We start from the raw sequence: 23,481 nt of genomic DNA, 5'->3' as shown, positions 1-23,481 counted from the left end.
TCGACAGGAGACAAAAATGAAATCGACAATTCCCGGCTTGCTGCTCTCGGCGGCCGTGCTGGGCGCGGCGCTGTTTGCGTTTTCGCCTCGCCCGGTGCCGGCTTTCGCGGCGACCACCATTCAGGCCGATCGCCTGCAGATCAACGGACTCGCCAAAGCGGGCACGCGCGTCGTCGCGGTGGGCGAGCGCGGCGTGATCCTCCTGAGCGACGACGCGGGCGCGTCCTGGCGGCGCGCCGCGATGGCATCCGACGAGGCGTCTGCGCTGACGCAGGTATTTTTCATTTCGCCGCGTATCGGCATCGCGGTGGGGCACGACGGCTGGATCGTGCGCACCGTCGATGGCGGCGCGCATTGGAGTGAAGTGCGCTTCGAGCGTAAGCATTCGGACCCGTTGCTGTCCGTGTGGGGCAATGCAAACGGACTGGTATTCGCCAGCGGCAGCTTCGGCCAATTGTTCGTTTCGCACGACGCGGGCGCCACCTGGACCCAACAGAAAACGCCCGCTGACGATCGTCACCTGAATGCGATTTCTGGCGATTCCAGCGGCTGTCTGATGATCGCCGGCGAAACCGGCACGCTGCTGCGCTCAATCGACAACGGCGCGACCTGGGAGAAGCGGCCCGTCCCCTATCAGGGCTCGTTATTCGGTGTGCTGAAGCTTGAGAACGGCGACTGGCTCGCGTACGGCATGCGCGGCAACGTGCTGCGCAGCACCGATCAGGGCGACACGTGGACACATATCGATAGCCGCATCGGCACCTCCTACTTCGGCGCGGTGCAACTCACTGACGGCGAGCTGGTGCTGGTCGGCCAGGGCGGCGCGATCGTCACCTCGCGCGATAACGGAAAGAGCTTCACGGTCCGCAAGGTGGGTGGCGTGCAGAGCCTCGCGGCCGTGGTCGACGCCGGGCATGGCGAGCTTGCGCTGGGCGGAGAAGCAGGCGTGGCGTTGCTGCCAGTGTCGCCAGCAGTCCAATCTCAGCTTGCGTCGCCCGGCGCGCCACCTTCCTGAACGCGCGGCTTCGTTCGCCGACATTCCATAGCGCGCGCGCCGGCTACCGATTCGCCGCGCCCGCCGCGCTCCCCGTTGCCTTGCCGTGAGACGCATCATGAACGCATCGTCCCATCCTTCTTCGTCCCGCCTTTCGCATTTTGTCGAGCGTTGCGCCGACGCCATCATGCGGCACCGGCGCATCCTGCTGACGCTGTGCCTCGCGGTGACCGTCGCGCTGGGGTGTTCCGCGACGCGCCTGCGGCTCGATCCCGGGTTCAACAAGATGATCCCGATGCAGCACCCGTATATGCAGGTGTTCAACCGCTATGCGAGCGCCTTTCCGGGCGCCAACACGATTCTCGTGAGTCTGCGCTGGAAGGGGCACGGCGACATCTACAACCAGGCGTTCATGGACGACCTGCGTCACGCGACCGATGACGTGTTCTTCATTCCCGGCGTAAACCGCTCGCGCGTGTTCTCGCTGTTCACGCCGAATGTGCGCTATACGGAAGTCACCGAAGCGGGTTTTCGTGGCGACGTAGTTGTGCCCGGCCAGTTCAGCAGTGCGAACCCCGACGATCTCGCCAAAGTGCGCCGGAACGTGGCGCGCTCCGGGCAGATCGGCAGACTGGTCGGCAACGATCTGCATTCGGCGCTGATTCGCGCAGAACTACGCGAGACCGATCCCATCACCGGCAAACATCTGGATTACGGCGCGGTGGCGCGGCAACTCGAACAGATTCGCGCGCGCTATTCGAATCAGGATGTCGAGGTCGACATCATCGGCTTTGCGAAACTGGTGGGAGATGTCGAGGCGGGCATCAGCGGGGTGATCGGCTTCTTCGCGCTCGCGTTCCTGATTACCGCCGCGTTGCTGTTCGTGTACACGCGCTCGGCGAAGACCACGGTGCTTGCGCTGTTCGTCGCGTTGCTGCCGGTGGTGTGGCTGCTCGGTGCGTTGCCGATCCTCGGCCTCGGCATCGATCCGATGTCGATCCTCGTCCCGTTCCTGATTTTCTCAATCGGCGTCTCGCATGCCGTGCAGATGACGAATGCCTGGAAACAGGCGCTGGTTACGGGCATGTCTTCCACCGATGCGGCACGTGACGCATTTCGCAAACTATTCGTGCCGGGCACAGTGGCGCTGCTGACGAATGCGCTTGGCTTCATGGTGATCATGCGCATCCAGATCGAGATCGTGCGTGAACTCGGCGTGACGGCCTGTCTCGGCGTGCTGCTGATGATCGTCACCAACAAGGTGTTTTTGCCGATCCTGTTGTCGTACACGCAGCTGGAAGCCGGCACCCTGACGCGTGCACAGAACCGCGCCGCGCGTGGCGGCAGCCGCCTATGGACGCGCTTCGCGATATTCGCGCGGCCCGCACCGGCGCCTGGCGTGTTCGCGATCGCGCTGCTGTTGCTGGCGTTCGGCGCAAAGGAGTCGCGCAATTTGCAGATCGGCGACATCGGCGCCGGCGCGCCCGAATTGCGCAGCACCTCGCGCTACAACCTCGACAATGCGCGAATCACGAGCCAGTACAACATCGGCGTCGATGCGCTCGCGGTGATTGTCGAGACGACCGGTTTCGACGATGCCTGTCTGCACTATCCGGTAATGAGCGCGATCGAACGCTTCGAGATGGAGATGCGTGGTGTGGCGGGCGTGCAGTCGGTGGTGAGTGTGCCTTCGCTCGCGAAGATTTCGATTGCCGCCTTTAACGAAGGCAATCCGCGTTGGGGCGCACTGCCGCGTTCGAGCGACGGCCTCACGCAAGGCGCGAGCGCGTTCGATCCGGACAACGGGATGAACACTGAGAAGTGCCAGGCGATTCAGGTGTTGATCTACACCACCGATCACGAGGGCAAGACGATCGCGCATATCGTCGATGAAATCAAACGGCTGGCGGCCGCGGACCACACGCCGAATATCGCTTTCCGGCTCGCGGGCGGCAACGTCGGCGTGATGGCGGCGACTAACGAAGCAGTCGGCGACGCCGAGGTGGCGATGCTGCTGTCGATTTTTGGCGCGATCGCATTGCTGTGCTTCGTGACCTTCCGTTCGTGGCGCGCGGTGTTGTGCATCGTCGTGCCGCTGACGGTGGTGTCGATTTTGTGCAACGCGGTGATGGCGGGGCTCGGCATCGGGCTGAAGGTTGCCACGTTGCCGGTGATTACGCTGGGCGTGGGGGTGGGCGTCGATTACGGCATTTACCTGTATGAACGGTTGCAGCACGAAGTGCGCGCGGGCGCCTCGTTGCCCGAAGCGTTCGCGGCGGCGATGCGTCAACGCGGCACCGCGGCCTTGTTCACCGCGGTGACCATGTTCATAGGCGTGGGGACGTGGGCGTTTTCGGCGCTCAAGTTCCAGGTCGATATGGGTGTGCTGCTGGCCTTCATGTTCCTCGTCAATCTGTTCGGCGCGGTGTTTCTGTTGCCTGCGCTGGCGGCATGGCTCGGGGTGGAGCGGGCGGAGCGGCGTGCGGGCGCGCGGCTTGGCGCAGCGGACGTGCCGAATGCGGCGGACGTGCCGGATCTGCCGGCAGGACCGGGGGCGTCTGTGCGCGGTGCTGCGTCGGCTCCTGGCGAAGTCGAGCCCGCAGCGCTCGAGCATGGTAATCCCGCACGCTGACGGGTAGCTGAAGTCCCTAGTCCGTCGGGACGATGAAGGCGGAGTGCGTCGCGCTTATCGTCAGGCGTGAGCGCGAAAGTGTCCGCGCGCTCCGCAAGAACACTGATGACGGCGGCTATCCAGGAGCGCCGTCTTTTCCAATGGAGGAGATACGAGATGTCCGCACGTCCCTACAGAATTGAAGCGCAGCCGCTGGTGCAGCGATATGCACGCGGCTGGCATTGTCTTGGTCTTGCCAGTGACTATAAGGACGGCAAGCCGCACACGCTGAACATCTTTGGCCAACGTCTTGCCGCGTTCATGGATTCGCAGGGGCGCGTGAACGTGGTCGACGGTTTTTGTCCCCATATGGGTGGCGATCTGAGCAGTGGCCGCGTGGACGGCGACACGCTGGTGTGTCCGTTTCACGGCTGGCAGTGGGACGGAGAGGGCAACTGCCAGTCGATTCCGTACTGCAAGCGGATTCCGCCGAAGGCCAAAATCGGCACATGGCAGACGTGTGAACAGAACCAGTTGCTATTCATCTGGCACGATCCTGAAGGCAATCCGCCGGGCGAGGACGTCGCGATTCCCCGCATCGATGCATGTTCCTCCGACGAGTGGTCCGATTGGGTCGTGGACCTGATGGTGATCGGCACCAATTGCCGCGAGCTGGTCGACAACATTTCGGACATGGCGCACTTTTCCACGGTGCACGGCGCGCCGGTCGATTACTTCGCGAACCTGTTCGAAGGGCACAAAGCGACGCAATTGCTGGTGGGCCGCAGCGAACGTCTCGGTGACGACGAGTTGATCGCGCTGTCCACTTACTTTGGCCCGGCGTATCACATCACTGAGATGACGGGGCAAAGCGGCGGCCATCCGATTCATTCGATTCTGCTGAACTGCCATGTGCCGATCGACATGAACAGTTTCGAGTTGCGTTATGGCGTGATGGTGAAGAAGGTTCCCGGTTTATCCGACGAACAGAACATGGAGATTGCGCGCGCGTATTCGAAGCAGGCGCAGGCCGCGTTTTATGAAGACGTGACGATCTGGGACACCAAGACGCGCATCGACAATCCGTTGTTGTGCGAGGGCGATGGTCCGTTGTATCAGATGCGTGATTGGTATTCGCAGTTTTATCTGGATGCGGCGGAGGTAAGGCCGTCTAGTACGGCGAGGAAGGTTGTGGAGATTAAAGTGCGCGATGGCAGTGCGCCGCCGGCTTTGCGGCATGTGTTTGAAGGGTGATTGGCCCTTGCAGGGCGGTGCTTTGTTGTGGTTTTTGCCTGCGCGGCGCTTTTTGTCTGTGCGCTTATGGTTTTGGCCTTTCCTTGATTTGATATTGGTTTATTAGCGTCGCCCCTGTGCGGGGCAATGCTCTCAACTTAAGCCCCACTGCATCAGGCGAGTTTGTAGGCGAGATGGAAGTGGGGCTTGGCTTTTCTGGGTGGCCTTGGATAGGAGCGTGAGGGCTGTATCCGGCATCGGGTGTGGTGGATCATTTCCAGCACACCGGCAAGGCCGTCCAGACAGCGCCGGATGCGCAGAAGGCACGCGCCGAGGATGGGCTTTAGTGCGCCCAGTGCGTACACCCGGTTAGGACGGCTGGCATGTCTGTCGTCGTGCGGCGCATCGAGATCGCTGAGCAATGTACACAGGTTGTCGGCGAGGATTTTTGCACCGAAGTCCTGCTGCAATGCCAGGTAATCGAGGCCTGTAACGGCTTCCAGCCTGAGACGGTGCTTGAGTCGTTTGAACGCCTCCTCGACCCGCCAGCGCTGGTGATAGAGCGCGCCGAACGATGCGCCCGGATAACGCTCGCCATCGAGCAGCGAGGTCATCAGCACACGCACGCGCCCGCCTGGCGTGACGTCGCGGATCAGCCGCACGGTCGTCGGCGTACGCGCCAGTTCATAGTCGCGGGCATCCAGTTCGCTGGGCGCCTCCAGTGTCACGACGCGCTCGGCTTTACCGCTGCGGGCAAAGACGGTGACGCACTTCCAGTTACGCGCATCCACGCGCATGCAGAACGGGATCTCGCGCTGCGCGAGCGCCGCCACCATCGCGTTGCCGATATAGCCGCGATCGAGCAGCAGCAGGTCGGTGCGCGGCTGCAGTACATCGAGGGCTTCGAACAGCATCTGCCGCTCGCCGCCGTCGGCGGGATGAAGTGCGGCGTGCAGGGTCAGTTCGGAGCCCGGCAGGAACAGCGCAAACGCGTAGTGATCGGCGCGCAGTTCATGGCCGCGACGCGTGCCCACACGCAGGCGACTACCGTCCGCTGCGACCAGTCTCAGCCCGTTCCAGCGCATCGAATCGATATGGGGTTGGGCCAGTGAAATCAGGCGGGTGCGGGCCAGTTCGAACAGTTCGGCAGACAGTCCCTGTCGCGCCTTGCTGAAGGCCTGTGCGCTGACAGCGCGGGTGCGTCCGCCGCTTCCCAGTGCGCCGAATAGCGCGTCAAGTTCGGTCTGCACGCTGGCGCACATGCCAGACATCATCAGCGCGGCCATGCGCGGCAAGGTCAGTCTGCGATTGCGGGTAAAGGCGGTGGGAGAACGACGCACGCGATCGGCGAGCGCCGGATCGAGCAGGAAATCGGAGAACTCAGCCAGAAACCGCGAGGACGCTGGTATTTGAGTTCATATCGTTGATTTATCAGTGAGTTATGCGATGAAGTTTACAGGGGCAATGCCTCGTTTACAAGCCCTTTAAGGCTTAAGTTGAGAGCATTGCCCCGCACAGGGGCAACGCTAATAGACCACTAACAAATCAAGGAAAGGCCAACGGCATAAAAACACAGACAGCAACCGCCGAGCAGGCAAAAAAACCAGGCAAAGCCCACCGCCGTGGGCATACAGACCAAAAGCGCCGCGCAGGCAAAAAAAGCCTATGACACCAATACCCCCCGCTCCCGAGCAAGCGTCAACGCCGTATCTTCAATCATATCCTCCTGCCCGCCGACCAGGCGCATCCTCCCCATTTCGACAAGAATATCCCGCGCCGGAACCCGATACTTCGCTTCAGCCCGCTTGGCAAACAGCAAAAACGACGAATAAACCCCCGCATACCCAAGCGTCAACGCATCGCGATCAATCCGGATCGGCGCATCCATGATCGGCAACACAAGATCTTCAGCCACATCGGAGATGCTAAAAACATCAACCCCAGTCTCAATCCCCATTCGCTCGCAAACAGCGATAAAAACTTCCATCGGCGTATTGCCAGCGCCAGCCCCAAGCCCTGCTGCAGCGGCATCGATACGATTGGCCCCGGCAGCGATAGCAGCAATCGAATTAGCCACCCCCATCGCCAGATTGTGATGCCCGTGAAATCCAAGCTCGGTCTCCGGCTTCAGCGCCGCACGCACAATGCCAATCCGTGCAGTCACATCGTCAGGCAGCATGGAACCCGCCGAGTCGGTGATATAGATGCAGTTCGCCCCATACGATTCCATCAGCTTCGCCTGGCTTGCGAGCTGCTCGGGCGGCGACATATGCGCCATCATCAGAAAGCCGACCGTGTCCATCTCCAGCTTGCGCGCAAGACCAATGTGCTGTTCCGACACGTCCGCTTCCGTACAGTGCGTCGCGACGCGGATGGTATGCACGCCGAGCCCGTGCGCCATGCGCAAATGTTCAACCGTACCGATACCCGGCAGCAGCAGGGCAGACACCTTGGCCTGTTTTAGCTCGCCGATCACGGCGCTTAGATAGGCTTCGTCGGTATGCGCAGGAAAGCCATAATTGACCGATGCGCCACCCAGGCCATCGCCGTGCGTGACTTCGATCAACGGTACGCCGGCGGCGTCGAGGCCGCGTGCGATCGAACGCATCTGGTCGAGTGAAATCTGGTGACGCTTGGGGTGCATGCCGTCGCGCAACGTCATGTCGTGCACGGTGATGCGGGTTCCTGCTAATGACATGGTGGACTCCTTACGCAGTGGCAGGGGATGCGGCAAGCATCTGTTGTGCAAATACTTCGGCGGTGCGCGCGGCAGCCGCGGTCATGATGTCGAGATTGCCGGCGTATTTCGGCAGATAGTCGCCGAGACCTTCGACTTCCATGAACACGGACACGCGGCGGCCGTCGAACACGGGGCCGTTTTTCAACGTATAGCCGGGTACGTATTGGCGTACTTCCTCGATCATGGCGTGCACGGAGGCCGTAATTGCTTCGACATCCGGATCGGTTTCGGTCAGGCAATGGATGGTGTCGCGCATGATCAGCGGCGGCTCGGCCGGATTGATCACGATGATCGCCTTGCCCACCGCAGCACCGCCGACCTGCTCAATCGCACGCGAGGTTGTGCGGGTGAACTCGTCGATGTTCTTGCGCGTGCCGGGGCCGACCGAGCGCGACGACACGGTCGCGACAATCTCGCCATACACCACGCGCTGCACGCGCGAAACCGCGTACACCATCGGAATGGTGGCCTGACCGCCGCACGTAACCATGTTGACGTTCATCGCCTGCTGATCGATCTGCGCGGCGAGATTGACCGGCGGCACGCAGAACGGCCCGATCGCGGCGGGCGTCAGGTCGATCACGCGCACGCCGCGCGCGGTCAGCTTGTCGGAATGTTCGCGGTGCACGTACGCGGAAGTGGCGTCGAAGGCGATACGGATGTCGTCGGCGGCCAGATGCGGTAGCAGGCCGTCAATGCCGTCGGCAGTCGTTTTCAGTCCCATCTCGCGGGCCCGCGCGAGGCCGTCGGAGTCCGGGTCGACGCCCACCATCCACACGGGTTCGAGCACCGCACTGCGGCGCAGTTTGTAAAGCAGATCGGTACCGATATTGCCGGGCCCGATCAACGCGCATTTGATCTTGCTCATTGAATGCATCCTCAAGGAAAAGACGGTGAAGCGCTTAGATGAAGCGCACGGAACAACTCCCGATGCCCTCAATCCGCATGTGCAACTGGTCGCCGCAAGCAACGGGAATCAATGCCGCCAGTGAACCCGACAGCACGACTTCTCCGGCGAGCAGCGGCACGCCGAGCTCGCCCAGCGTGTTCGCGAGCCATGCGACAGCATCGGCCGGGTGACCCAGCGCGGCCGCGCCGACTCCTTCCGCTACGCGCGTGCCGTTCTTATCGAGCGTCATGTGGCATGCGGCGAGATCGAGCCCGTGCGGCGAAACACGCTCATCGCCGAGCACGTAGACGCCGCATGACGCGTTGTCGGCCACCGTGTCGCCAATGCGGATCGCCCAATCACGGATGCGCGAATCGACGATTTCGAAACACGCGCCGACGGCTTCGGTTGCGGCCAGCACCGCTTCTCGCGTGATGCCCGGACCGCGCAAATCATCCTTCAGATAGAACGCAATTTCGCCTTCCGCGCGGGGTGCAATCAGTTTCGCGATCGGGATGTCCTCGCCGGCGACGTAGTGCATGCCGGACAGCAGCACGCCGAAATCGGGTTGGCGCACGTCGAGCATGTCCTGCACGGCCTGGCTCGTCACGCCGATTTTCTTGCCGACGATGGTTTCGCCCGCTTCGATGCGGCGTGCGACGAAGTGCTGCTGCACGCGGTAGGCGTCGGCGAGCGACAAGCCGCCGGCGCGGGCCGAGAACGGAGCGATCGGCGCGCGCTCGCGCCATGCGTGGTAAAGCTCGTCGCCGAGTGTGGCGTGAAGTGTCGAAGTCATGGCGAGCGCCAATAGAAAGGGAAAAACGCCGGGGCGGAACCTGAATCCGTCCCCGGTCGTGGCCTCAAAAGAGGTGCAATGAGATCAATTACCCGCGCCGCGAATCGCGTCGGGCGAGAAGTACGCTTCGGTCAGTTGCGAGCCGCGCGTGAGCACCGGCATCGGTTCCTGATTCGACAGACGGTCTGCGTAGTAGGCGCCTGAGATCAGATCGTGATAGAACACGGAGGTCGAGTAGAACGTTTTGGCGTCGAACGCGTAGAGCGTCGGGGCGAGGTTGGTGCGCCACAGCGTGCCGCGGGCGTCGTAGTTATCGGCGGTAACTGCGTTCCAGGTGTCTTCGTCGAGATACAGCACCCGTTTCGCGTATTGATGGCGATAACCCGACTTGAGCGTGGCCTGCAACACCCACACGCGATGCAGTTCGAAGCGCATGTATTGCGTGTTCTCGTGACCCTTGGTCAGCAGATCGGTGTACTTGATCGACGAGTCCATCAGCTTGTAGTTGTCGTACGGCACATACACTTCGCGCTTGCCGATGATCTTCCAGTCGTAACGCTCGCCTGACCCGTTGAAGAGGCGATCGTCGTCGACGGTACGAAAACCGCCTGGCCCCTCGGGCTGGTCGAAGCCGAACTCCGGCGCCTGGCGCACGCGTCGCGTGCCGGGGTTATACGACCATGTACGGCGCGTATCGGAGCCTTCCCGGTCCCACATTTCAAAGCCGGTGATGATCGTGCCGCGATCCGAGAGCGGCAGCATCGTGGTCTGGCGGAAGAAGCTCTTCGCGTTCAGCGTGTTCTTCGGATCGAAGTGGTCGGCGCTGCGCGGCCCGTAAATCGCGTACTGCACCTTACCCCATGCAATATTGCCGTCGGGGTAGACCACGGCCTGATCGTAGGTCGCGGTTTCGCCTTCGATCGCCGATGCGAAACGCAGATTCCACATCGCCTCGACACCGTGTTTCGGCACTGGGAATGGCGTGACCGGCGGGAAATCCTTCAGGCCGTTCTGGTCTTTCGTCATCGTGGTGGTGGGGGCGTACAGGCGGATATCCTTGTACACGGCGTCACCATAGCTGAAATCGCGGTGGCTCGGATAGACGGGAATCTTGAAACTGTCAGGATACTTCTTCAACAGCGCTTTCTCGCCGTCGGTGAGACGCGCTTCGTACTGCTGCATGTTCTGCGCGGTGATCACAAAGAGCGGTTTCTCGTTTGCATACGGATCGGGGAAGCGCTGGCCCGGCTTGTAGTCGACGCCCGGCGGCGTGCCGAACCATTTGCCGCTCCACGCGGGAATCGTGCCGTCGGCGTTGCCCGCGCGCTCGGCGCCCATCGGCGTGAGCGGACCTTCGAGTTTGGCGAGATCTTCCGGGCTGGTTTTGGCGAACGATGGGGCGCCCAGTGCGGTGGCGAGCGCGGCGGCGGCCGCGAACGCGCAGACGCGCAATGCGGGATTGAAAATTCGACTCATGACCAAATCCTCTTGCAGTAAAAAGACGGCTGATTCAAAGGGTGATGCATGCTGCAAAGCGCCTGATACGCTAGGCGCTCGTCAAGCTCGGCGCGCGGCGTCAGAACGAGTAAGTCGCTGTTGCAAGCACATAATCGCGATCGGCGAGCGGGCGATTGTTCGGGTCCGGCGTACCGAGAAATTTCGCGTAGACGATCCCGAGCTTCAGGTTGCTCAGGCGCGTGAAGTTCACGCCGACGGTCACGCGGTGGTCGCCCACGCCGGTCAGTGAACCCAGTGCACCGGAGAGCGCGGATTTGCCGGTGAAGTCGTCGGCATAGGTGAGCGGCACGTCGACGTCCCAGCCGTTGAACACGTTCTTGTAGCTGAGCGTCCATGCCACCTCGAAGGCGGCGGAATTGCGCGTGGCGTTGAGCGTCGTCGAGCCCATAATCGGCGTGAGGTTGCCAGCGTGCACATACGAGACTTCACCCACCAGCGTTTGTGATGCGGCAAGGAAGGTCGGTCCGATCGAATAGATCGCCGAAAGATTCGATTGCCATACGTCGCCGCGCGTCGACTGCGCACCCGTGGGTGTGTTCACGAGCACGGCGGCGCCTTGCCGGTACGACGTTTCACCAGCGACATTCACGCCGTTCAGATCGGTCGAGAAGCTCAGGCCGGTGAGTTTGATGTGATCGAAGTACTTCTGCTGGTACTGCAGCGTCGGGAAATACGTCGTCACGACACTCGGGTTCATGTCGTTGTAATGCAGGTAGTACGCACCGATTTCGGTGTCGCCGAACACGCGCCAGCGTGCGCCCACGCCCCACTGGTCGTCGCCGTTCGGCCGGATGTCGTTGCCGCGCGGAATCTGGAGGCCACCCGGCCCGATGATGTACTGCGCGCCGGGGCCGACGACGTCCGAGTAGCTCCAGAAGGCGCCGGGCGGCACGAGTCGGTTAGGCTGGAACGCAAACTGGTAATAGCCGAGCAGGCTGAAGTTAGGCGCGATTTGCCACTGCGTCGAAATTTGCGGCACGGGCAGCAGGATGTCCTTGACCTCCGCTCCGGCCACATAGCTGGCGGTCGCATTGGCTGGCCCCTGGGCGCCTGAGATGTTCGGAAAGAACACGCTCTCGCCCCACGCGACCACTTGTTCGCCCACCTTGACGTTCAGGCTCGTGCCGCCAAAGTGGATCGTGTCGTACGCGTAGGCTGCGAGCAGCTGCGGGTATCCGCCGGCAAAGTAGCTCGCGTCGCTGGTGAACTGGTTGTACGCGCCGCTATGGTTGACGGTGAAGGGCGCGTCGTTGTTGTTCGGGTGCTGGTATGCCTGATCGTAGAACACGTTGGCCCGCACGAAGATACCCCAGTCGTCGTGCTTGACGTTCACTTCGCCGAGCAGGCTCACCTGATTCTCGATCAGCTTGTTCTTCGCGAAGTTGCGGTCGCCGTCGTCGCCGTTGATGTTCGCGGGCGTCAGCAGATTGCCGCTCGGCGCGCGCGTGCGCATCCCCAGGCCATAGCCGAGCGTGAAGGTGTAATCGAGCGTGGTGTCCGCGCCGAGATTGACGGTGTCGCCCGCGTAAGCCGGGGTGGCGAAGGTCGTCATCGTTGCTGCGGACGCCGCTGCCAGCACGGCGAGCCTGCATGCCGCGCACACCGCGCGCATCGCCGGTGCGCGCTCTTGTGTTCTGTTGATCTGCATCCTGTCTCCTCTGTGGTCACATCTGAAATTTGTTGTGATCAGAGGTTAGGGGGCACGTGCGGCGCGAGAATCGTCAAAACGGACTAGTCGCTTGCCCCAGGGATGCGAGGCGTGCGCGAGCGAATGCGTCTACGGCTTGGTGGCGAACGCTTTGTGCAGATCGGTGGCGGCGAGAAAGGCGGGCACTTCGCCGCCGCCTTCGAGAATCAGATTGCTGCCCGAGGCATAGGCGGCGTGCGGCGAGGCGAGAAACAGGCATGCGGACGCAATGTCGCCGGGTTTTGCGAGCCGGCCGGCGGGAATCGTCGCGGTGATGTTGTCGAGCGAAGCCGCGCCGTCCGCCGATGAGGACCCTGTATGGCCGCTGGTGGCGGCTTCGGTTTCGACGAGACTCGGACTCACCGCGCACACGCGAACCTTGGGGGCCCATTCCACCGCGAGCGAGCGCACGGCATTCAGCAAGCCGGCTTTCGCTGCGCCATAGGCGGCTGTTCCGGGCGACGCCCGCAAACCGCTCACGCTGCCGTTGAACAGCAGGACGCCGCCTTCCGCTTGCTGTTGCATCAACGCATTCGCACGTTGCGCGAGTTGGAGCGGCGCCAGCAGGTTCAGACGGATGACGGCTTCGGTGAAGCGCGGCGAAGCCTGCGCAGCGAGTGCGAACGGCGCGCCGCCCGCGTTGTTGACGAGCACGTCGAGCCGGCCGGTTTCGCGTTCGATCCGCGCGAGCATGGCGTCGATGGTGTCGATGTCGCGCACGTCCGCAGCGATGAAGCGCGGGGCGTTGTCAGGCAAATCCGCATGTGGACTCTCTTGCGGATTTGTCTGCGAACCTGCTGCCGCGCTCGCAGGCGGTGTGCGTCCGCATATGTACACCGTTGCGCCTGCCTCCCTGAAAGCCTGTGCGATGGCCGCACCGATCCCTTTGGTGCCGCCTGTCACCAGCACCACCTTGCCGCTGAAATCGAACCCTGTCATTGCCGTTATCTCCCTCCGCTCATGTGGGGCCGATGGTAGGAGAAATGCGGCGCTGCCTCGTAGTCCGAAAAGACGATGTTTCGCTGCGGATTCGAAGGGATGATGCTTTCGCTAGCGACCCTCATACAATCTGCCGCGCGAAAGAGCGCGGCGCGCGGCAGCAGCCAACTTGCATGGCCGACACAGGAGACAAGCGCGCATGAACGCAACGCCCACCGAATCCCAACACGCCCGAAGCGCACGCCAGGTCCGGCAACGCGCCGGTAACCCTGCAGGCGCCCAAGGGGATTTTCACGGAAGTCCCTGGCGGCCTGACGCTGCATCACTTCGAGGCCGGCAGCGGCGCGCCCGTGGTGTTCATTCACGGCAGCGGCCCGGGCGCGAGCGGCTTCAGCAACTTCAAGCACAACTACCCGCAGTTCGCCGCCGCCGGTCATCGCGCGATCGTGGTCGATCTGCCGGGTTATGGCGCGTCGTCGAAGCCCACGGACGTGAACTACGCGCTCGACTTCTTCGTCGACGCGTTGCGCGCGCAGCTCACCGCGAACGGCATCGGCCGGGCGACCTTGCTCGGCAATTCGCTCGGCGGCGCGATCGCGTTGCAATACGCGCTCGACTATCCCGACGACGTCGACAGCCTGATCATGATGGCCCCAGGCGGTGTCGAGGAGCGTGAGACTTACTTCAGGATGGAGGGCATCCAGAAGATGGTGTCGCTCTTCACGAACCGCCAGATGAACCGCCTGACGATGCGGCAATTGCTCGAACTGCTGGTGTTCGATCGCAGCCTCGTCACGGATGCGCTGGTCGAAGAACGCCTCGCCGTGTGCGAGCAGCAACCGCCGGAAGTGCTGTCGACGATGCGCGTGCCGAATCTCACTGAACGGCTCGGCGAACTCAAATGTCCGGTGCTGGGTTTCTGGGGCACGGACGACCGCTTCAATCCAGCCAGCGGCGCGATGCGTTTTCTCGAACACTGCGCCGACGCGCGCTTTGTTCTGATGAATCGCTGCGGGCACTGGGTGATGGTCGAGCATCGGCGGTATTTCAATCGCGAATGTCTGGAATTTCTCGCGGAACGGCGCGCCGCTTGAGGCATGCTTCGGATGCGGCGTGCCGCAGAAACCCCAACTAAAACATGACGGAGACGGTATGACATTTCCCCATCAACTGTTCGACATGAGCGGCAAGGTGACCGCCATCACGGGCGGCGCGCGCGGCATCGGTGCGCAGACGGCCCGCACGCTGGCCGCGGCCGGTTCGGCGATCGCGGTCCTCGACGTGCTGACAGAGCCGGGCGAGAAACTGGTCGCCGAGATCAACGAGTCGGGCGGGCGCGCGGCGTTCTGGAAGATGGACGTCACGCAGGAAGACAACGTGCAGCGCGTGTTCGGCGAAATCGCCACGCGCTTTGGACGGCTCGACGCGCTGGTGAACAACGCCGGTATCGAAGGCGCGAATCTGCCCACGCACGAAATGACGCTGCAGCAATGGCAGAAAGTCATCGATGTGAATGTGACGGGCGTGTTTCTCTGCACCAAGTACGCGATTCCGCACATGCTGACGGCGGGCGGCGGCTCGATCGTGAATCTGTCGTCGATGTATGGGCTGGTTGGCGGGCCGGATGTGCCGGCTTACCACGCATCGAAGGGCGCGGTGCGGCTGATGGCGAAGACCGAGGCGATGCTGTACGCCACGCAGAACATTCGCGCGAATTCCGTGCACCCTGGCTTTATCCGCACGCCGTTGCTGGAAGAGGCGTTCGCCAAACTCGGGGATCCGGAGCAGATTTTCGCGCATATGAAAACGCTCGTGCCGCTCGCGAAGATCGGCGATCCGCAGGATATCGCGGCGGGCATTCTGTATCTGGTGTCGCCGGCCGGCCGCTATGTGACCGGCACGGAGTTGGTGATCGACGGCGGCTACACCGCACGTTAGGAGATCAGATGAACACCAGCGAAACCATGAAGGCTCGCCTCGTCGACTATATCGAGGCGTTCAACGCGGCCGACGCTGCACGCGTCGTCGCGCTGTTCGCCGATAACGCGAGCGTCGAGGATCCGGTCGGCACGCCCCTGAAAGAGGGCAAGAGCGAAATCGAAACGTTCTATACATACGCGACGTCAGTGGGTGCCCGGCTCGAACTGATGGCGCCGCCGCGCGGCTCGCACGGCAACAGCGCGTCGATCAGCTTTCGCGTGCATATCGCGGGGCAGGACGGCGGGCCCGCGCATATCGACGTGACCGATGTCATGGACTTCGACGCTGCTGGCAAGATTCTGCGCATGCGTGCCTACTGGGGTGCGGACGACTATCACGTGCTCGCGGACGCGAGCTGAACCGGCGCGATGGCGCTCTACGAGTTCAACGGCAAGCGGCCGCGCGTCGATCCGTCAGCGTACGTTCATCCAAGTGCCGTGCTGATCGGCGACGTGACGGTGGCCGCCTGCTGTTACATCGGGCCGCATGCGAGCCTGCGTGGGGATTTCGGCGCGGTGGTGGTGGAGCGTGGCAGCAACGTGCAGGATAGTTGCGTGCTGCACACCGGCGTGGCGAATGCTTGCCAGCTTGGCGTCGACAGTCATGTCGGGCACAGCGCGATCATTCACGGCGCGACCCTGGAACCGAACACGATGGTGGGCATGCATGCCGTCGTGATGGACGGTGCCGTACTCGGCGCGACGAGCATCGTGGCCGCTTGCGCGTTCGTCAAGAAGGACTGGCGGGTGCCGGCGGGCGTACTGGTGGCCGGGGTGCCGGGGCGCGTGGTGCGCACCCTGAGCGAAGAGGAGATCGTGGCGAAATCGTCCGGAACCCGGCTTTACCAGCAGCTCGCGGCGGATTGCCTGCGCACCATGCGCAGCGTTTGAGATTCGACGCGGCCCATTGGGTGGCGCCAGTGTGGCATTAAAGTAGAAACGCAGCGGCCGGCGCAACACACGCGCCGGCCGCTGCGCTCTTCCATACCTATACTACGTCACATACCCCTGCGCCACATTGATCAACTGCACGCGATTGCGCACGTTGAACAATTGCCGCAAGCGCCGCAGGTGATAGTCGACGTTGTGCGGCGACAGCCCGAGGAAGTAGGCAATTTCCTTGTCGCGCTGACCCTGCACGACCGCCTTCAGCACCGCATGCTGCAAATCGCTCAGCGCGACGCGTTGCTGCTGCGCGGGCGCGATGCCGATCACGCTTTTCGCGTGCGTCCAGATGAATTCGTGGATCGTGTGCGCGAACATCAGCGTTTCGGCCACGATCGATTCCGTCATCCAGCGCGGGTTGCCGATCTCCGAGTTGAAGCACAGGCTCGCGCTCAGTTCCGGCTCGGGCAGCGGCATCTGCGTAAGAATCCCGCTTTTGCGGCCGGTGGCCTCCAGCAAGTCGATCAGCCCGCCGAGCCTTTCACTGCGCATCTGCGCGCGCGGCAGGTCGGCGCGCATGTCGGCGGTGTTCCAGAGGAACGGCATGCCGGTCGGCGACGCCAGCGCGACGCGCGGATCGAGCTCGAAATAACGCTCTCGGAAATAGCGCGTGAGCCATGTCTGCGACTCGTAGCTGGTCAGCACGAACATCGTCTTGTGATGCGCGGTGGTGCGCGTGGCCGAATAGCTGAACGAGTCGAAGCCGAGTTGCCTGATGCGCCGCCGCACGAATTCGATGCGGTCCTGCGCGCTGCCAAAACGCACCAGCGGGCTGATTATCGGTGCGGACCGCCGCGCGGCGGGCGAGGGCGTGCCAATCTCCTCCTCGGTGAAGAGCGTGAGAAAACCTGCGGGCGCCATGCCTGATGCGGTGCGGGCGGATGCCCTGGATGCTTCAGCCGCGTGGGCTGATTTCTCGGGTTGCCGCATGCCGGCCGGGTAAACCGGTTGTGCGGTAACCGCTGAGTTGTAAGCCGCCGACACGTGGCTGGCTTCGCCTTGCGGCGAGCCGGTCAGCCAATGCGGCAGCGTATCGCATTCGTGTTCCATGAAACGGTAGCTCCAGCGTTCGAAACGCGTGATGGACGACAACCTGGATGATTAACTATTTCCAAATATTACGGTAGCCGGTTCCTTGCTATCATTTTTGAGATCTTGCGCTGACCTCTAACCGGGACCTGGCTTAACCGGCAATACGGGTGTGACAGGGTTTGCTCATGTGCATACGGGACCTCCCAGGAATAGACGACGTGACGGCAAAAATTCCAAAACTGACAACGACGCTTGCTTACGACCGCTATATGGCGGGCCAGAAACTGGTGTCGAGCGTGGATCGCCCGTGGCGGCACCTGGTGCTGCGCTCGTACCTCGAACCCGCCGAGCAGGAACTGCTGGAGGCGCCTGGCCTGCAGGATGTCACGCTGATGACGCTCGGCAGCGGCGCCGAACACCTCGAGCGCAACCTGAACGGACGCTGGGAAAGCGCCGACCTGCGCGTGGGCGACGTCTGGTTCGTGCCGCCCGTGCCGATCGCGTGGCGCTGGCGTTCGATCAGCGATGAGCCGCTGTCGACCGTCCATTTGCACCTGGAGCGCAGCCTGATCGACAGCGTCGCCGACCAGATGGGGCTGGGCGGCTCACGCGAGCTGTCTCTTGGCGACGCGATGCAGTTTCATGATCCGTTGATCGCCGCGATGCTCGGCGCATTGCATCGCGCCGCGGGCGACCCTGCCGACTCGCGGCTGTACGTCGACGCGCTGGCTCACGCGCTCGCCGCTCATCTCCTGCAACATTACTCGCGCGGCCGTCGCGCCGAGGCCGGCCTGCCGCCGCAGCCCGAGCGCCTGGTGCCGCGCCGCATCCGCCGTGTAACCGATTACATTCGCGCCAACCTGGCCGCCGATCTGGCCATCGGCGAACTGGCCACACAGGCCGGGTTAAGCAGCTTTCATTTTGCTCGTGTGTTCCGCCGCGAAACCGGTGAAACGCCTCACCAGTTCGTCACGCGCTTGCGGCTCGAGGAGGCTGCGAGGCTGCTGCGCGCCACCGATCAGCCGGTGCAGCAAATCGCGATCGCGGTTGGTTTCGAGAACGCCAGTCATTTCTCCGTGCAGTTCAAGCGTGGCTACGGCGTCACGCCGCTTGCCTACCGGCTGCGCGGTTAAGAGTCGGGCTGCGCGGCTGGATGGTGTGGGCGGCTTGCCGGCGTGCGACGTTCAAGCGGCAGGCCGGCGATTGACGGCACGCGGGCCGTTCTCCGGCTGCGATACGCTGTACTGCCTGGCCGCGCGGGAATGCCTGGTCGCCGCATGACGCAGCGCATCGAGGCCAACCGCCGTGCATCATCGAGGGCAAGGTTCAATGAATCGCCGAAACGGCAATCACGTACTTTTCGCAGTTTGCTGCGCATTGCGCGGCTTGCAAACTACGAACTTTCGTGGCGCTATTGAGGACGGACCTGGCATGGGCAGGCCTTGACGCTGTTCCGGCCAGTTCCGGAGCCTTTGGGTTCAATATGTGGTTAGCATGAAGCCGCGCGCAACTGTTGTGCCTGTTGGATTGCAAGAGGTGACGGCGGTTCGTGGCGGGTCGCCATGAATGGGTTGTGGCCTGCGTGACGTGCGGTCGCCGCCGCCACTGGTTCAACTGGCCTGACCAGATGTACCGCAACTGTATCTGTCGAAGCCTTGCATCGGCCGACAGAATGTTGCGCCAGCGGCCTGGCCCCGGCCGGCGTCTGACCGATCTTTCCACTTAACCTTCACACCGGATACCCAGCGATGACCCGACTTCGAATCACCTCCTGCGGCCACGTCTTTACTGCCGAAACGCATCCTGACGCACCGCAAACGGTGGCCGCCTTTCTGAAGCTCCTGCCGTACCGTCAGAAGATCATCCACGTGCGCTGGAGCGGCGAGGGTTGCTGGGTTCCGCTTGGCGACTTCAAACTCGAAAACGACGGCGCGGCGGTCGGCTTTGAAAATCACACGAGCCATCCGTCGGTTGGCGACATCCTGTTCTACCCGGGCGGTTACAGCGAAACTGAGATCATTCTTGCGTACGGTTCGTGCTGCTTCGCGAGCAAGATGGGCCAGCTTGCGGGTAATCACTTCCTGACCATCGTCGAAGGCAAGGAAAAGCTGCGCGAACTCGGCACCAAGGTGCTGTGGGAAGGTGCGCAAGACGTGCTGTTCGAGAAGATCTGAAGTTCTTCGATGAAATGATGGCGTCGCGCTGGCTCCCGATCGAAGCGAAACGGCGGCGCCTCGTCAAATAGTTGTGTCTACCTCGGCGAGCGGCATCAGACCGCTTGCCGACTTGTCTCGTTCAATGCCCGTGTCTCGCACGGCGCTGCGTCACTCCATGTCACGTCGTTGGCTCAATACCCCTCCTCCCGGTTTAAGAAACGTTAGGAGCGTGTCTTAACGCCGCCTAAAAATATCCCGGCTGACCTAAGACGTTTGGCACTTTTCGTCCTAAACGCGGTATGTCGTTTGTCCTTATTCAAGCTAAAAAATCGCTTTTAGGAGTTGTCGTATTCGCCATCGTGTAAGCGGACGGCACACTAGGGGACTCGCGTTTGCCGGTCAGTGAACGTGCAGTGCATTCTTAAGTTTTTCTGCGTTTAAGTTAAATATTTAGGATGTCTTAAGAAAAATCATGGTGTCTGAATGTCGATAAAAATGATTGGGAGGAATGTTGAACAAGATCTATAAGACTGTCTGGAATAGAACGACCCGCACGTATGTGGCCGCGTCGGAGGTGGCGAAGAGCCGTGGCGCGAAGGGTGCGTCGGCGTGCGGTGCGCTGGCGGTCGCCGGCGCGGGGTTGTTGGGCGTACTGGCGTTTTCGCTGCCGGTGAGTGCTGCTGAGTGTGGAGCGGAGACGGGTTGTATCAAAGTGGATGAGGTTCCAGGCGCGCAATCTGCCGACACTGCGAAGCCGGTGACCGTCGATACAGCAACGCCCGTACAGTTGGCGGTGGCGATCAACAACGCGAGCGGGTTTGCGGGCAATCCGCCGGTTGCCGCGGTGCAGCGGGCGGGCCGTGCCCAGGCGAGTTCAATGAACCTCGGGGCGGTCTCTGCGGCGGCGTCTGTGATGGACTACATTGCCGTGAGTGCAAACGTCGTTCAGGGCACCTCCACCAGCGCGTCGAGCGATATGAACGCGATGGCCATCGGTCCAGCGGCGACAGCCTCCGGCGTCAATGCTCTTGCAGTTGGGGCGAAGGCTGTTGCGGGTCTCGTCGGTGCGACGGCAGTCGGCTCGGGTGCCGCCGCTCTGGCGGCGAATACCACCGTGATCGGTGCGGGCGCGTCGACCAGCGCCAAGGCAAGCAACGCTGCGGCGATTGGCTACAACGCCGACGCTGAAGGATTCAACACGTTGGCCTTTGGCACCAATGCGATGGCAAATGGAGGCTGTTCGGTTGCCATTGGCTATAACGCGTTCGTCGCTTCCGCGGCGGGGAGTTCGATGGCGTTGGGCACTAACGCATTAGTTAGTGCGGCCGGCTCTGTCGCCTTGGGTAACGACTCGGTGGCGGACAGGTTGAATTCGGTTTCAGTGGGCACTACCGCCCAGCGTCGCCAGATCATCAATGTCGCAAGTGGAACATTCGATTCCGACGCGGCGACAGTCGGGCAACTAAGAGGCGTGGCTGGGGCACTTGGGGGCAGCGCCGCAGTGAACCAGGACGGTTCAGTGACCGCGCCGGCCTATGCCATCGCAGGTTCTACCTGTAACGACGTCGGTGCGGCTTTAGCCGCGGTTGCGAAAAGCAGTGCAGCCGGCAGCGCCGACGCGCTCCAGTACGACTCCGCCAAGCACGATATCGCGACGCTCGGCAATGCTGGCACGCCTGTCAAGCTCACTAACATCGCGACTGGCGAGCTGACTGCAGATAGTTCGGACGCCGTCACCGGCGCGCAGCTTTACGGCACCAACCAGGCGGTCGCGCAAAATGCCGCGGACATTGCCGGCATCACCACGAACATCAACAACGGCACGATCGGTCTTGTTCGGCAAGACCCCGTTTCGCGTGACCTGACTGTCGCGAAAGCCACCGACGGCAAGCGCGTCGACTTCACCGGGACCGCCGGCTCGCGTGAGTTGCTCGGCGTGGCAGCGGGCACAACGGCGGGTTCCGCGGTCAATCTGAGTCAGCTCAGTCCGGTCGTCTCGTCGCTCGGGGACGGGGCCGCGGTCAATGCGGACGGTTCAGTAGCCGGCCCGACCTATCATGTTCAAGCCGGTACTCAAACCACGGTGGGCGGCGCGCTCAGCTCGCTCGACACCGGACTGTCGTCGTTGCAGACGCAAATCAATACCGGTACCGTCGGGTTGGTGACACAGGATCCAACCTCTCATGACCTTCTTGTCGGTGCAGCGACCGACGGGGGTCACGTCAATATGGCGGGCAGGGGGGCAATCGTTCAATATCGGGCGTGGCCGCAGGTGCGATCAACGCCGTCAGCGATCAGGCGGTGAACGGCTCGCAACTGTTCGCGACCAACCAGGCCGTGGCGCAGAACACCAGCGATATCGCCACCAATACCACCAGCATCACCAACCTCGATCAGCGCACCACAACCATCGAAGGAGACGTGACCAACTTCACGAATCAGATCACGAACGGCGAGATCGGGCTTGTCCAGCAAGATCAGGCGTCGCGCAATTTCACGGTCGCCAAAGATCTCGACGGCGCCAGCGTCGATTTCACCGGCACCGGCGGCGCGCGCGAACTGACCGGGATCGCGGCGGGCACCACGGATGCGTCCGCAGTTAACCTCGGCCAGTTCAAGCCGGCGGTGTCGGCGCTCGGCGGCGGCGCGCAGATCAACGCCGACGCTACGGTGACCGGCCCCACGTACCACATGCAGGGGGCCACGCAAACCACGGTCGGCGACGCGCTTGGCTCGCTCGACAGCGGGCTCACCACGCTGCAGCAGAGCATGCAGATCGACGGCATCGGCATCGTCACGCAAGATCCGGTGTCGCGCATCATCAACATCGGCGCGACCACGGGCGGCAGTCTGATTAACGTGGCCGGCACGGCGGGCAATCGCGTGGTCACCGGCGTGGCTGCAGGTGCGGTCAATCCCGCGAGCGCGGATGCAATCAACGGTTCGCAACTCTATACGCACGCGGCAAGTACCGCGGTGGCGCTCGGTGGCGGCTCGACGGTCAACCAGGACGGGTCGGTAACGGCTCCGTCGTACAGCGTGGGCGGCACGGTTGTGAACAACGTCGGCAGCGCGATCACCAATCTGGACGGCCGCGTGACGCAAAACACCAGCGACATCGCAGGCTTGCAAACCACGATCGGCACCATGAGCGGCACCGTGGCGAATGCGGTCCAGTACGACAGTTCCGCACACAACAAGGTTACCCTCGGCGGCACGGCAGCCAATACGCCGAAGGTTACGCTCACCAACCTGCAGGCGGGCGATGTATCGGCCACCAGCACCGATGCGGTCACCGGCGCGCAACTCTGGAACACCAATCAGCAGATTGGCAGCCTCGGTCAGCAGTCGGCGACCTCGGTCAGGCGGTGAAGAATACGCAGATCACCGGCAGCTCATATGTCGCCGTCAACAGCTCAGGCAATGCTGCGCAGGCGATCGGCAACGGTACCGTGGCGATCGGCGGCGGCGCAAAAGCGAGTGCGCCGAACTCGGTTGCGATTGGGGAAGGCTCGGTTGCCGATCTGTCGAACACGGTGTCGGTCGGTTCGAGCGGCAACGAGCGCCGCATCACCAACGTCGCAGCAGGACAAGCGCCCGGCGACGCCGTGAACATGCAGCAATTCCAGGGCGGCATGAACGAGATGGCGCGCAATGCGTATTCGGGCACGGCGTCGGCTATCGCGTTGACCATGGTTCCGGAGGTCGATGCGAACAAGAACCTCGCAATCGGTGTCGGAACGGCCGGCTATAAGGGCTATCAGGCGGTCGCAGTGGGTCTGTCGGCTCGTGTCACTCAGAGCATCAAGGTGAAGCTCGGTGCGGGCATCAGTTCTGCCACGACGACAGTCGGCGCCGGTGCGGCGTACCAGTGGTAGCGGGAGGAGGAGGCTAGGAAAAGACGGCTAGAAGAAGGCGAGAAGAACGCGCGCGGCTTGCGCGCGCGTTCTTCCGCTTGTCTG

General features: G+C 62.6%; 20 protein-coding genes. 12 read left to right on the top strand and 8 right to left on the bottom strand.

All coding sequences use genetic code 11. The features are described 5' to 3' along the window. Positions 1–16 precede the first annotated feature (16 nt). The 3 genes from B0G76_RS30850 (at position 17) to B0G76_RS30840 (ending at position 4,859) form a co-directional block, all read left to right on the top strand. Complete coding sequence (locus B0G76_RS30850; RefSeq protein WP_120295831.1) at positions 17–1,015, top strand: YCF48-related protein; 999 nt, start codon at positions 17–19, stop codon at positions 1,013–1,015. Positions 1,016–1,112: 97 nt separating this feature from the next. Then, positions 1,113–3,626, top strand: coding sequence for an RND family transporter (locus B0G76_RS30845; protein WP_120295830.1), 2,514 nt, complete (start codon positions 1,113–1,115; stop codon positions 3,624–3,626). 156 nt (positions 3,627–3,782) lie between these two features. Next, on the top strand, positions 3,783–4,859 hold the full coding sequence (locus B0G76_RS30840) for a Rieske 2Fe-2S domain-containing protein (RefSeq protein ID WP_120295829.1): 1,077 nt from the start codon (positions 3,783–3,785) through the stop codon (positions 4,857–4,859). A 152-nt stretch (positions 4,860–5,011) separates the two neighbouring features. On the opposite strand, the gene B0G76_RS30835 is transcribed toward B0G76_RS30840, so the two are convergent. The 7 genes from B0G76_RS30835 to B0G76_RS30805 all read right to left on the bottom strand — a co-directional run bounded on the left by B0G76_RS30835 (position 5,012) and on the right by B0G76_RS30805 (position 13,407). Next, positions 5,012–6,205 carry an IS4 family transposase gene (locus tag B0G76_RS30835; RefSeq protein ID WP_120295828.1) on the bottom strand — a complete coding sequence of 398 codons (1,194 nt, stop codon included), beginning with the start codon at positions 6,203–6,205 and terminating at the stop codon, positions 5,012–5,014. Between the two features lie 296 nt (positions 6,206–6,501). After that, a complete protein-coding gene (gene dmpG, locus B0G76_RS30830; protein WP_120295827.1) occupies positions 6,502–7,536 on the bottom strand; it encodes a 4-hydroxy-2-oxovalerate aldolase in 1,035 nt (344 codons plus the stop codon). A 10-nt stretch (positions 7,537–7,546) separates the two neighbouring features. After that, on the bottom strand, positions 7,547–8,446 hold the full coding sequence (locus tag B0G76_RS30825; RefSeq protein WP_120295826.1) for an acetaldehyde dehydrogenase (acetylating): 900 nt from the start codon (positions 8,444–8,446) through the stop codon (positions 7,547–7,549). A gap of 34 nt (positions 8,447–8,480) precedes the next feature. Then, on the bottom strand, positions 8,481–9,263 hold the full coding sequence (gene dmpE, locus B0G76_RS30820) for a 2-oxopent-4-enoate hydratase (RefSeq protein WP_120295825.1): 783 nt from the start codon (positions 9,261–9,263) through the stop codon (positions 8,481–8,483). A gap of 84 nt (positions 9,264–9,347) precedes the next feature. Beyond that, entirely contained in the window at positions 9,348–10,739 is a 1,392-nt protein-coding gene (locus tag B0G76_RS30815; protein WP_120295824.1) for a DUF1329 domain-containing protein, read from the bottom strand. A gap of 100 nt (positions 10,740–10,839) precedes the next feature. Next, a complete protein-coding gene (locus tag B0G76_RS30810) occupies positions 10,840–12,429 on the bottom strand; it encodes a DUF1302 domain-containing protein (protein ID WP_259460775.1) in 1,590 nt (529 codons plus the stop codon). Between the two features lie 129 nt (positions 12,430–12,558). Further along, positions 12,559–13,407: an SDR family oxidoreductase gene (locus B0G76_RS30805; protein ID WP_120295823.1), complete on the bottom strand. Its 849-nt coding sequence runs from the start codon at positions 13,405–13,407 to the stop codon at positions 12,559–12,561. A gap of 269 nt (positions 13,408–13,676) precedes the next feature. Between B0G76_RS30805 and B0G76_RS30800 the strand changes: the two genes are divergently transcribed. The 4 genes from B0G76_RS30800 to B0G76_RS30785 are packed head-to-tail and all read left to right on the top strand — an operon-like array spanning position 13,677 to position 16,277. Continuing rightward, the gene (locus B0G76_RS30800; protein ID WP_120295822.1) at positions 13,677–14,501 is read left to right on the top strand and encodes an alpha/beta fold hydrolase; all 825 of its coding nucleotides are present in this window, start codon (positions 13,677–13,679) and stop codon (positions 14,499–14,501) included. A 58-nt stretch (positions 14,502–14,559) separates the two neighbouring features. Then, a complete protein-coding gene (locus B0G76_RS30795; protein WP_120295821.1) occupies positions 14,560–15,345 on the top strand; it encodes an SDR family NAD(P)-dependent oxidoreductase in 786 nt (261 codons plus the stop codon). Between the two features lie 8 nt (positions 15,346–15,353). Continuing rightward, positions 15,354–15,746 carry a nuclear transport factor 2 family protein gene (locus tag B0G76_RS30790; RefSeq protein WP_120295820.1) on the top strand — a complete coding sequence of 131 codons (393 nt, stop codon included), beginning with the start codon at positions 15,354–15,356 and terminating at the stop codon, positions 15,744–15,746. A 9-nt stretch (positions 15,747–15,755) separates the two neighbouring features. Next, positions 15,756–16,277, top strand: a complete 522-nt coding sequence (locus B0G76_RS30785) for a transferase hexapeptide repeat family protein (protein WP_120295819.1) — start codon at positions 15,756–15,758, stop codon at positions 16,275–16,277. Positions 16,278–16,379: 102 nt separating this feature from the next. On the opposite strand, the gene B0G76_RS30780 is transcribed toward B0G76_RS30785, so the two are convergent. After that, positions 16,380–17,381, bottom strand: coding sequence for a LuxR family transcriptional regulator (locus B0G76_RS30780; RefSeq protein WP_120296921.1), 1,002 nt, complete (start codon positions 17,379–17,381; stop codon positions 16,380–16,382). A gap of 167 nt (positions 17,382–17,548) precedes the next feature. On the opposite strand from B0G76_RS30780, the gene B0G76_RS30775 reads away from it, so the two are divergent. From B0G76_RS30775 to B0G76_RS44980, 5 genes are all read left to right on the top strand, one after another. Then, entirely contained in the window at positions 17,549–18,496 is a 948-nt protein-coding gene (locus B0G76_RS30775) for an AraC family transcriptional regulator (RefSeq protein WP_120295818.1), read from the top strand. A 615-nt stretch (positions 18,497–19,111) separates the two neighbouring features. Beyond that, positions 19,112–19,537 carry a DUF3830 family protein gene (locus B0G76_RS30770; RefSeq protein WP_120295817.1) on the top strand — a complete coding sequence of 142 codons (426 nt, stop codon included), beginning with the start codon at positions 19,112–19,114 and terminating at the stop codon, positions 19,535–19,537. A gap of 490 nt (positions 19,538–20,027) precedes the next feature. After that, positions 20,028–21,824 (top strand): ESPR-type extended signal peptide-containing protein, encoded by a 1,797-nt coding sequence (locus B0G76_RS44990; RefSeq protein ID WP_120295816.1) that lies wholly within the window; start codon positions 20,028–20,030, stop codon positions 21,822–21,824. After that, the gene (locus B0G76_RS44985) at positions 21,821–22,891 is read left to right on the top strand and encodes a hypothetical protein (RefSeq protein ID WP_409076738.1); all 1,071 of its coding nucleotides are present in this window, start codon (positions 21,821–21,823) and stop codon (positions 22,889–22,891) included. Before B0G76_RS44990 ends, B0G76_RS44985 begins: the two co-directional genes overlap by 4 nt. After that, positions 22,888–23,397: a YadA family autotransporter adhesin gene (locus B0G76_RS44980; RefSeq protein ID WP_409076737.1), complete on the top strand. Its 510-nt coding sequence runs from the start codon at positions 22,888–22,890 to the stop codon at positions 23,395–23,397. The genes B0G76_RS44985 and B0G76_RS44980 overlap by 4 nt, the downstream gene beginning before the upstream one ends. Positions 23,398–23,481 lie beyond the last annotated feature (84 nt).

The sequence above is a fragment of the Paraburkholderia sp. BL23I1N1 genome, assembly GCF_003610295.1.
Classification (GTDB): domain Bacteria; phylum Pseudomonadota; class Gammaproteobacteria; order Burkholderiales; family Burkholderiaceae; genus Paraburkholderia.
This window is presented reverse-complemented; position numbering and strand designations above follow the sequence as displayed.

Excerpts from the sequence above, each read along its gene's own strand:
- B0G76_RS30850 (WP_120295831.1), top strand. The coding sequence starts at position 17 with ATGAAATCGACAATTCCCGGCTTGCTGCTCTCGGCGGCCGTGCTGGGC.
- B0G76_RS30845 (WP_120295830.1), top strand. The coding sequence starts at position 1,113 with ATGAACGCATCGTCCCATCCTTCTTCGTCCCGCCTTTCGCATTTTGTC.
- B0G76_RS30840 (WP_120295829.1), top strand. The coding sequence starts at position 3,783 with ATGTCCGCACGTCCCTACAGAATTGAAGCGCAGCCGCTGGTGCAGCGA.
- dmpG (WP_120295827.1), bottom strand. The coding sequence starts at position 7,536 with ATGTCATTAGCAGGAACCCGCATCACCGTGCACGACATGACGTTGCGC.
- B0G76_RS30825 (WP_120295826.1), bottom strand. The coding sequence starts at position 8,446 with ATGAGCAAGATCAAATGCGCGTTGATCGGGCCCGGCAATATCGGTACC.
- dmpE (WP_120295825.1), bottom strand. The coding sequence starts at position 9,263 with ATGACTTCGACACTTCACGCCACACTCGGCGACGAGCTTTACCACGCA.
- B0G76_RS30815 (WP_120295824.1), bottom strand. The coding sequence starts at position 10,739 with ATGAGTCGAATTTTCAATCCCGCATTGCGCGTCTGCGCGTTCGCGGCC.
- B0G76_RS30810 (WP_259460775.1), bottom strand. The coding sequence starts at position 12,429 with ATGCAGATCAACAGAACACAAGAGCGCGCACCGGCGATGCGCGCGGTG.
- B0G76_RS30805 (WP_120295823.1), bottom strand. The coding sequence starts at position 13,407 with ATGACAGGGTTCGATTTCAGCGGCAAGGTGGTGCTGGTGACAGGCGGC.
- B0G76_RS30795 (WP_120295821.1), top strand. The coding sequence starts at position 14,560 with ATGACATTTCCCCATCAACTGTTCGACATGAGCGGCAAGGTGACCGCC.
- B0G76_RS30790 (WP_120295820.1), top strand. The coding sequence starts at position 15,354 with ATGAACACCAGCGAAACCATGAAGGCTCGCCTCGTCGACTATATCGAG.
- B0G76_RS30785 (WP_120295819.1), top strand. The coding sequence starts at position 15,756 with ATGGCGCTCTACGAGTTCAACGGCAAGCGGCCGCGCGTCGATCCGTCA.
- B0G76_RS30780 (WP_120296921.1), bottom strand. The coding sequence starts at position 17,381 with ATGGAACACGAATGCGATACGCTGCCGCATTGGCTGACCGGCTCGCCG.
- B0G76_RS30775 (WP_120295818.1), top strand. The coding sequence starts at position 17,549 with ATGTGCATACGGGACCTCCCAGGAATAGACGACGTGACGGCAAAAATT.
- B0G76_RS30770 (WP_120295817.1), top strand. The coding sequence starts at position 19,112 with ATGACCCGACTTCGAATCACCTCCTGCGGCCACGTCTTTACTGCCGAA.
- B0G76_RS44990 (WP_120295816.1), top strand. The coding sequence starts at position 20,028 with ATGTTGAACAAGATCTATAAGACTGTCTGGAATAGAACGACCCGCACG.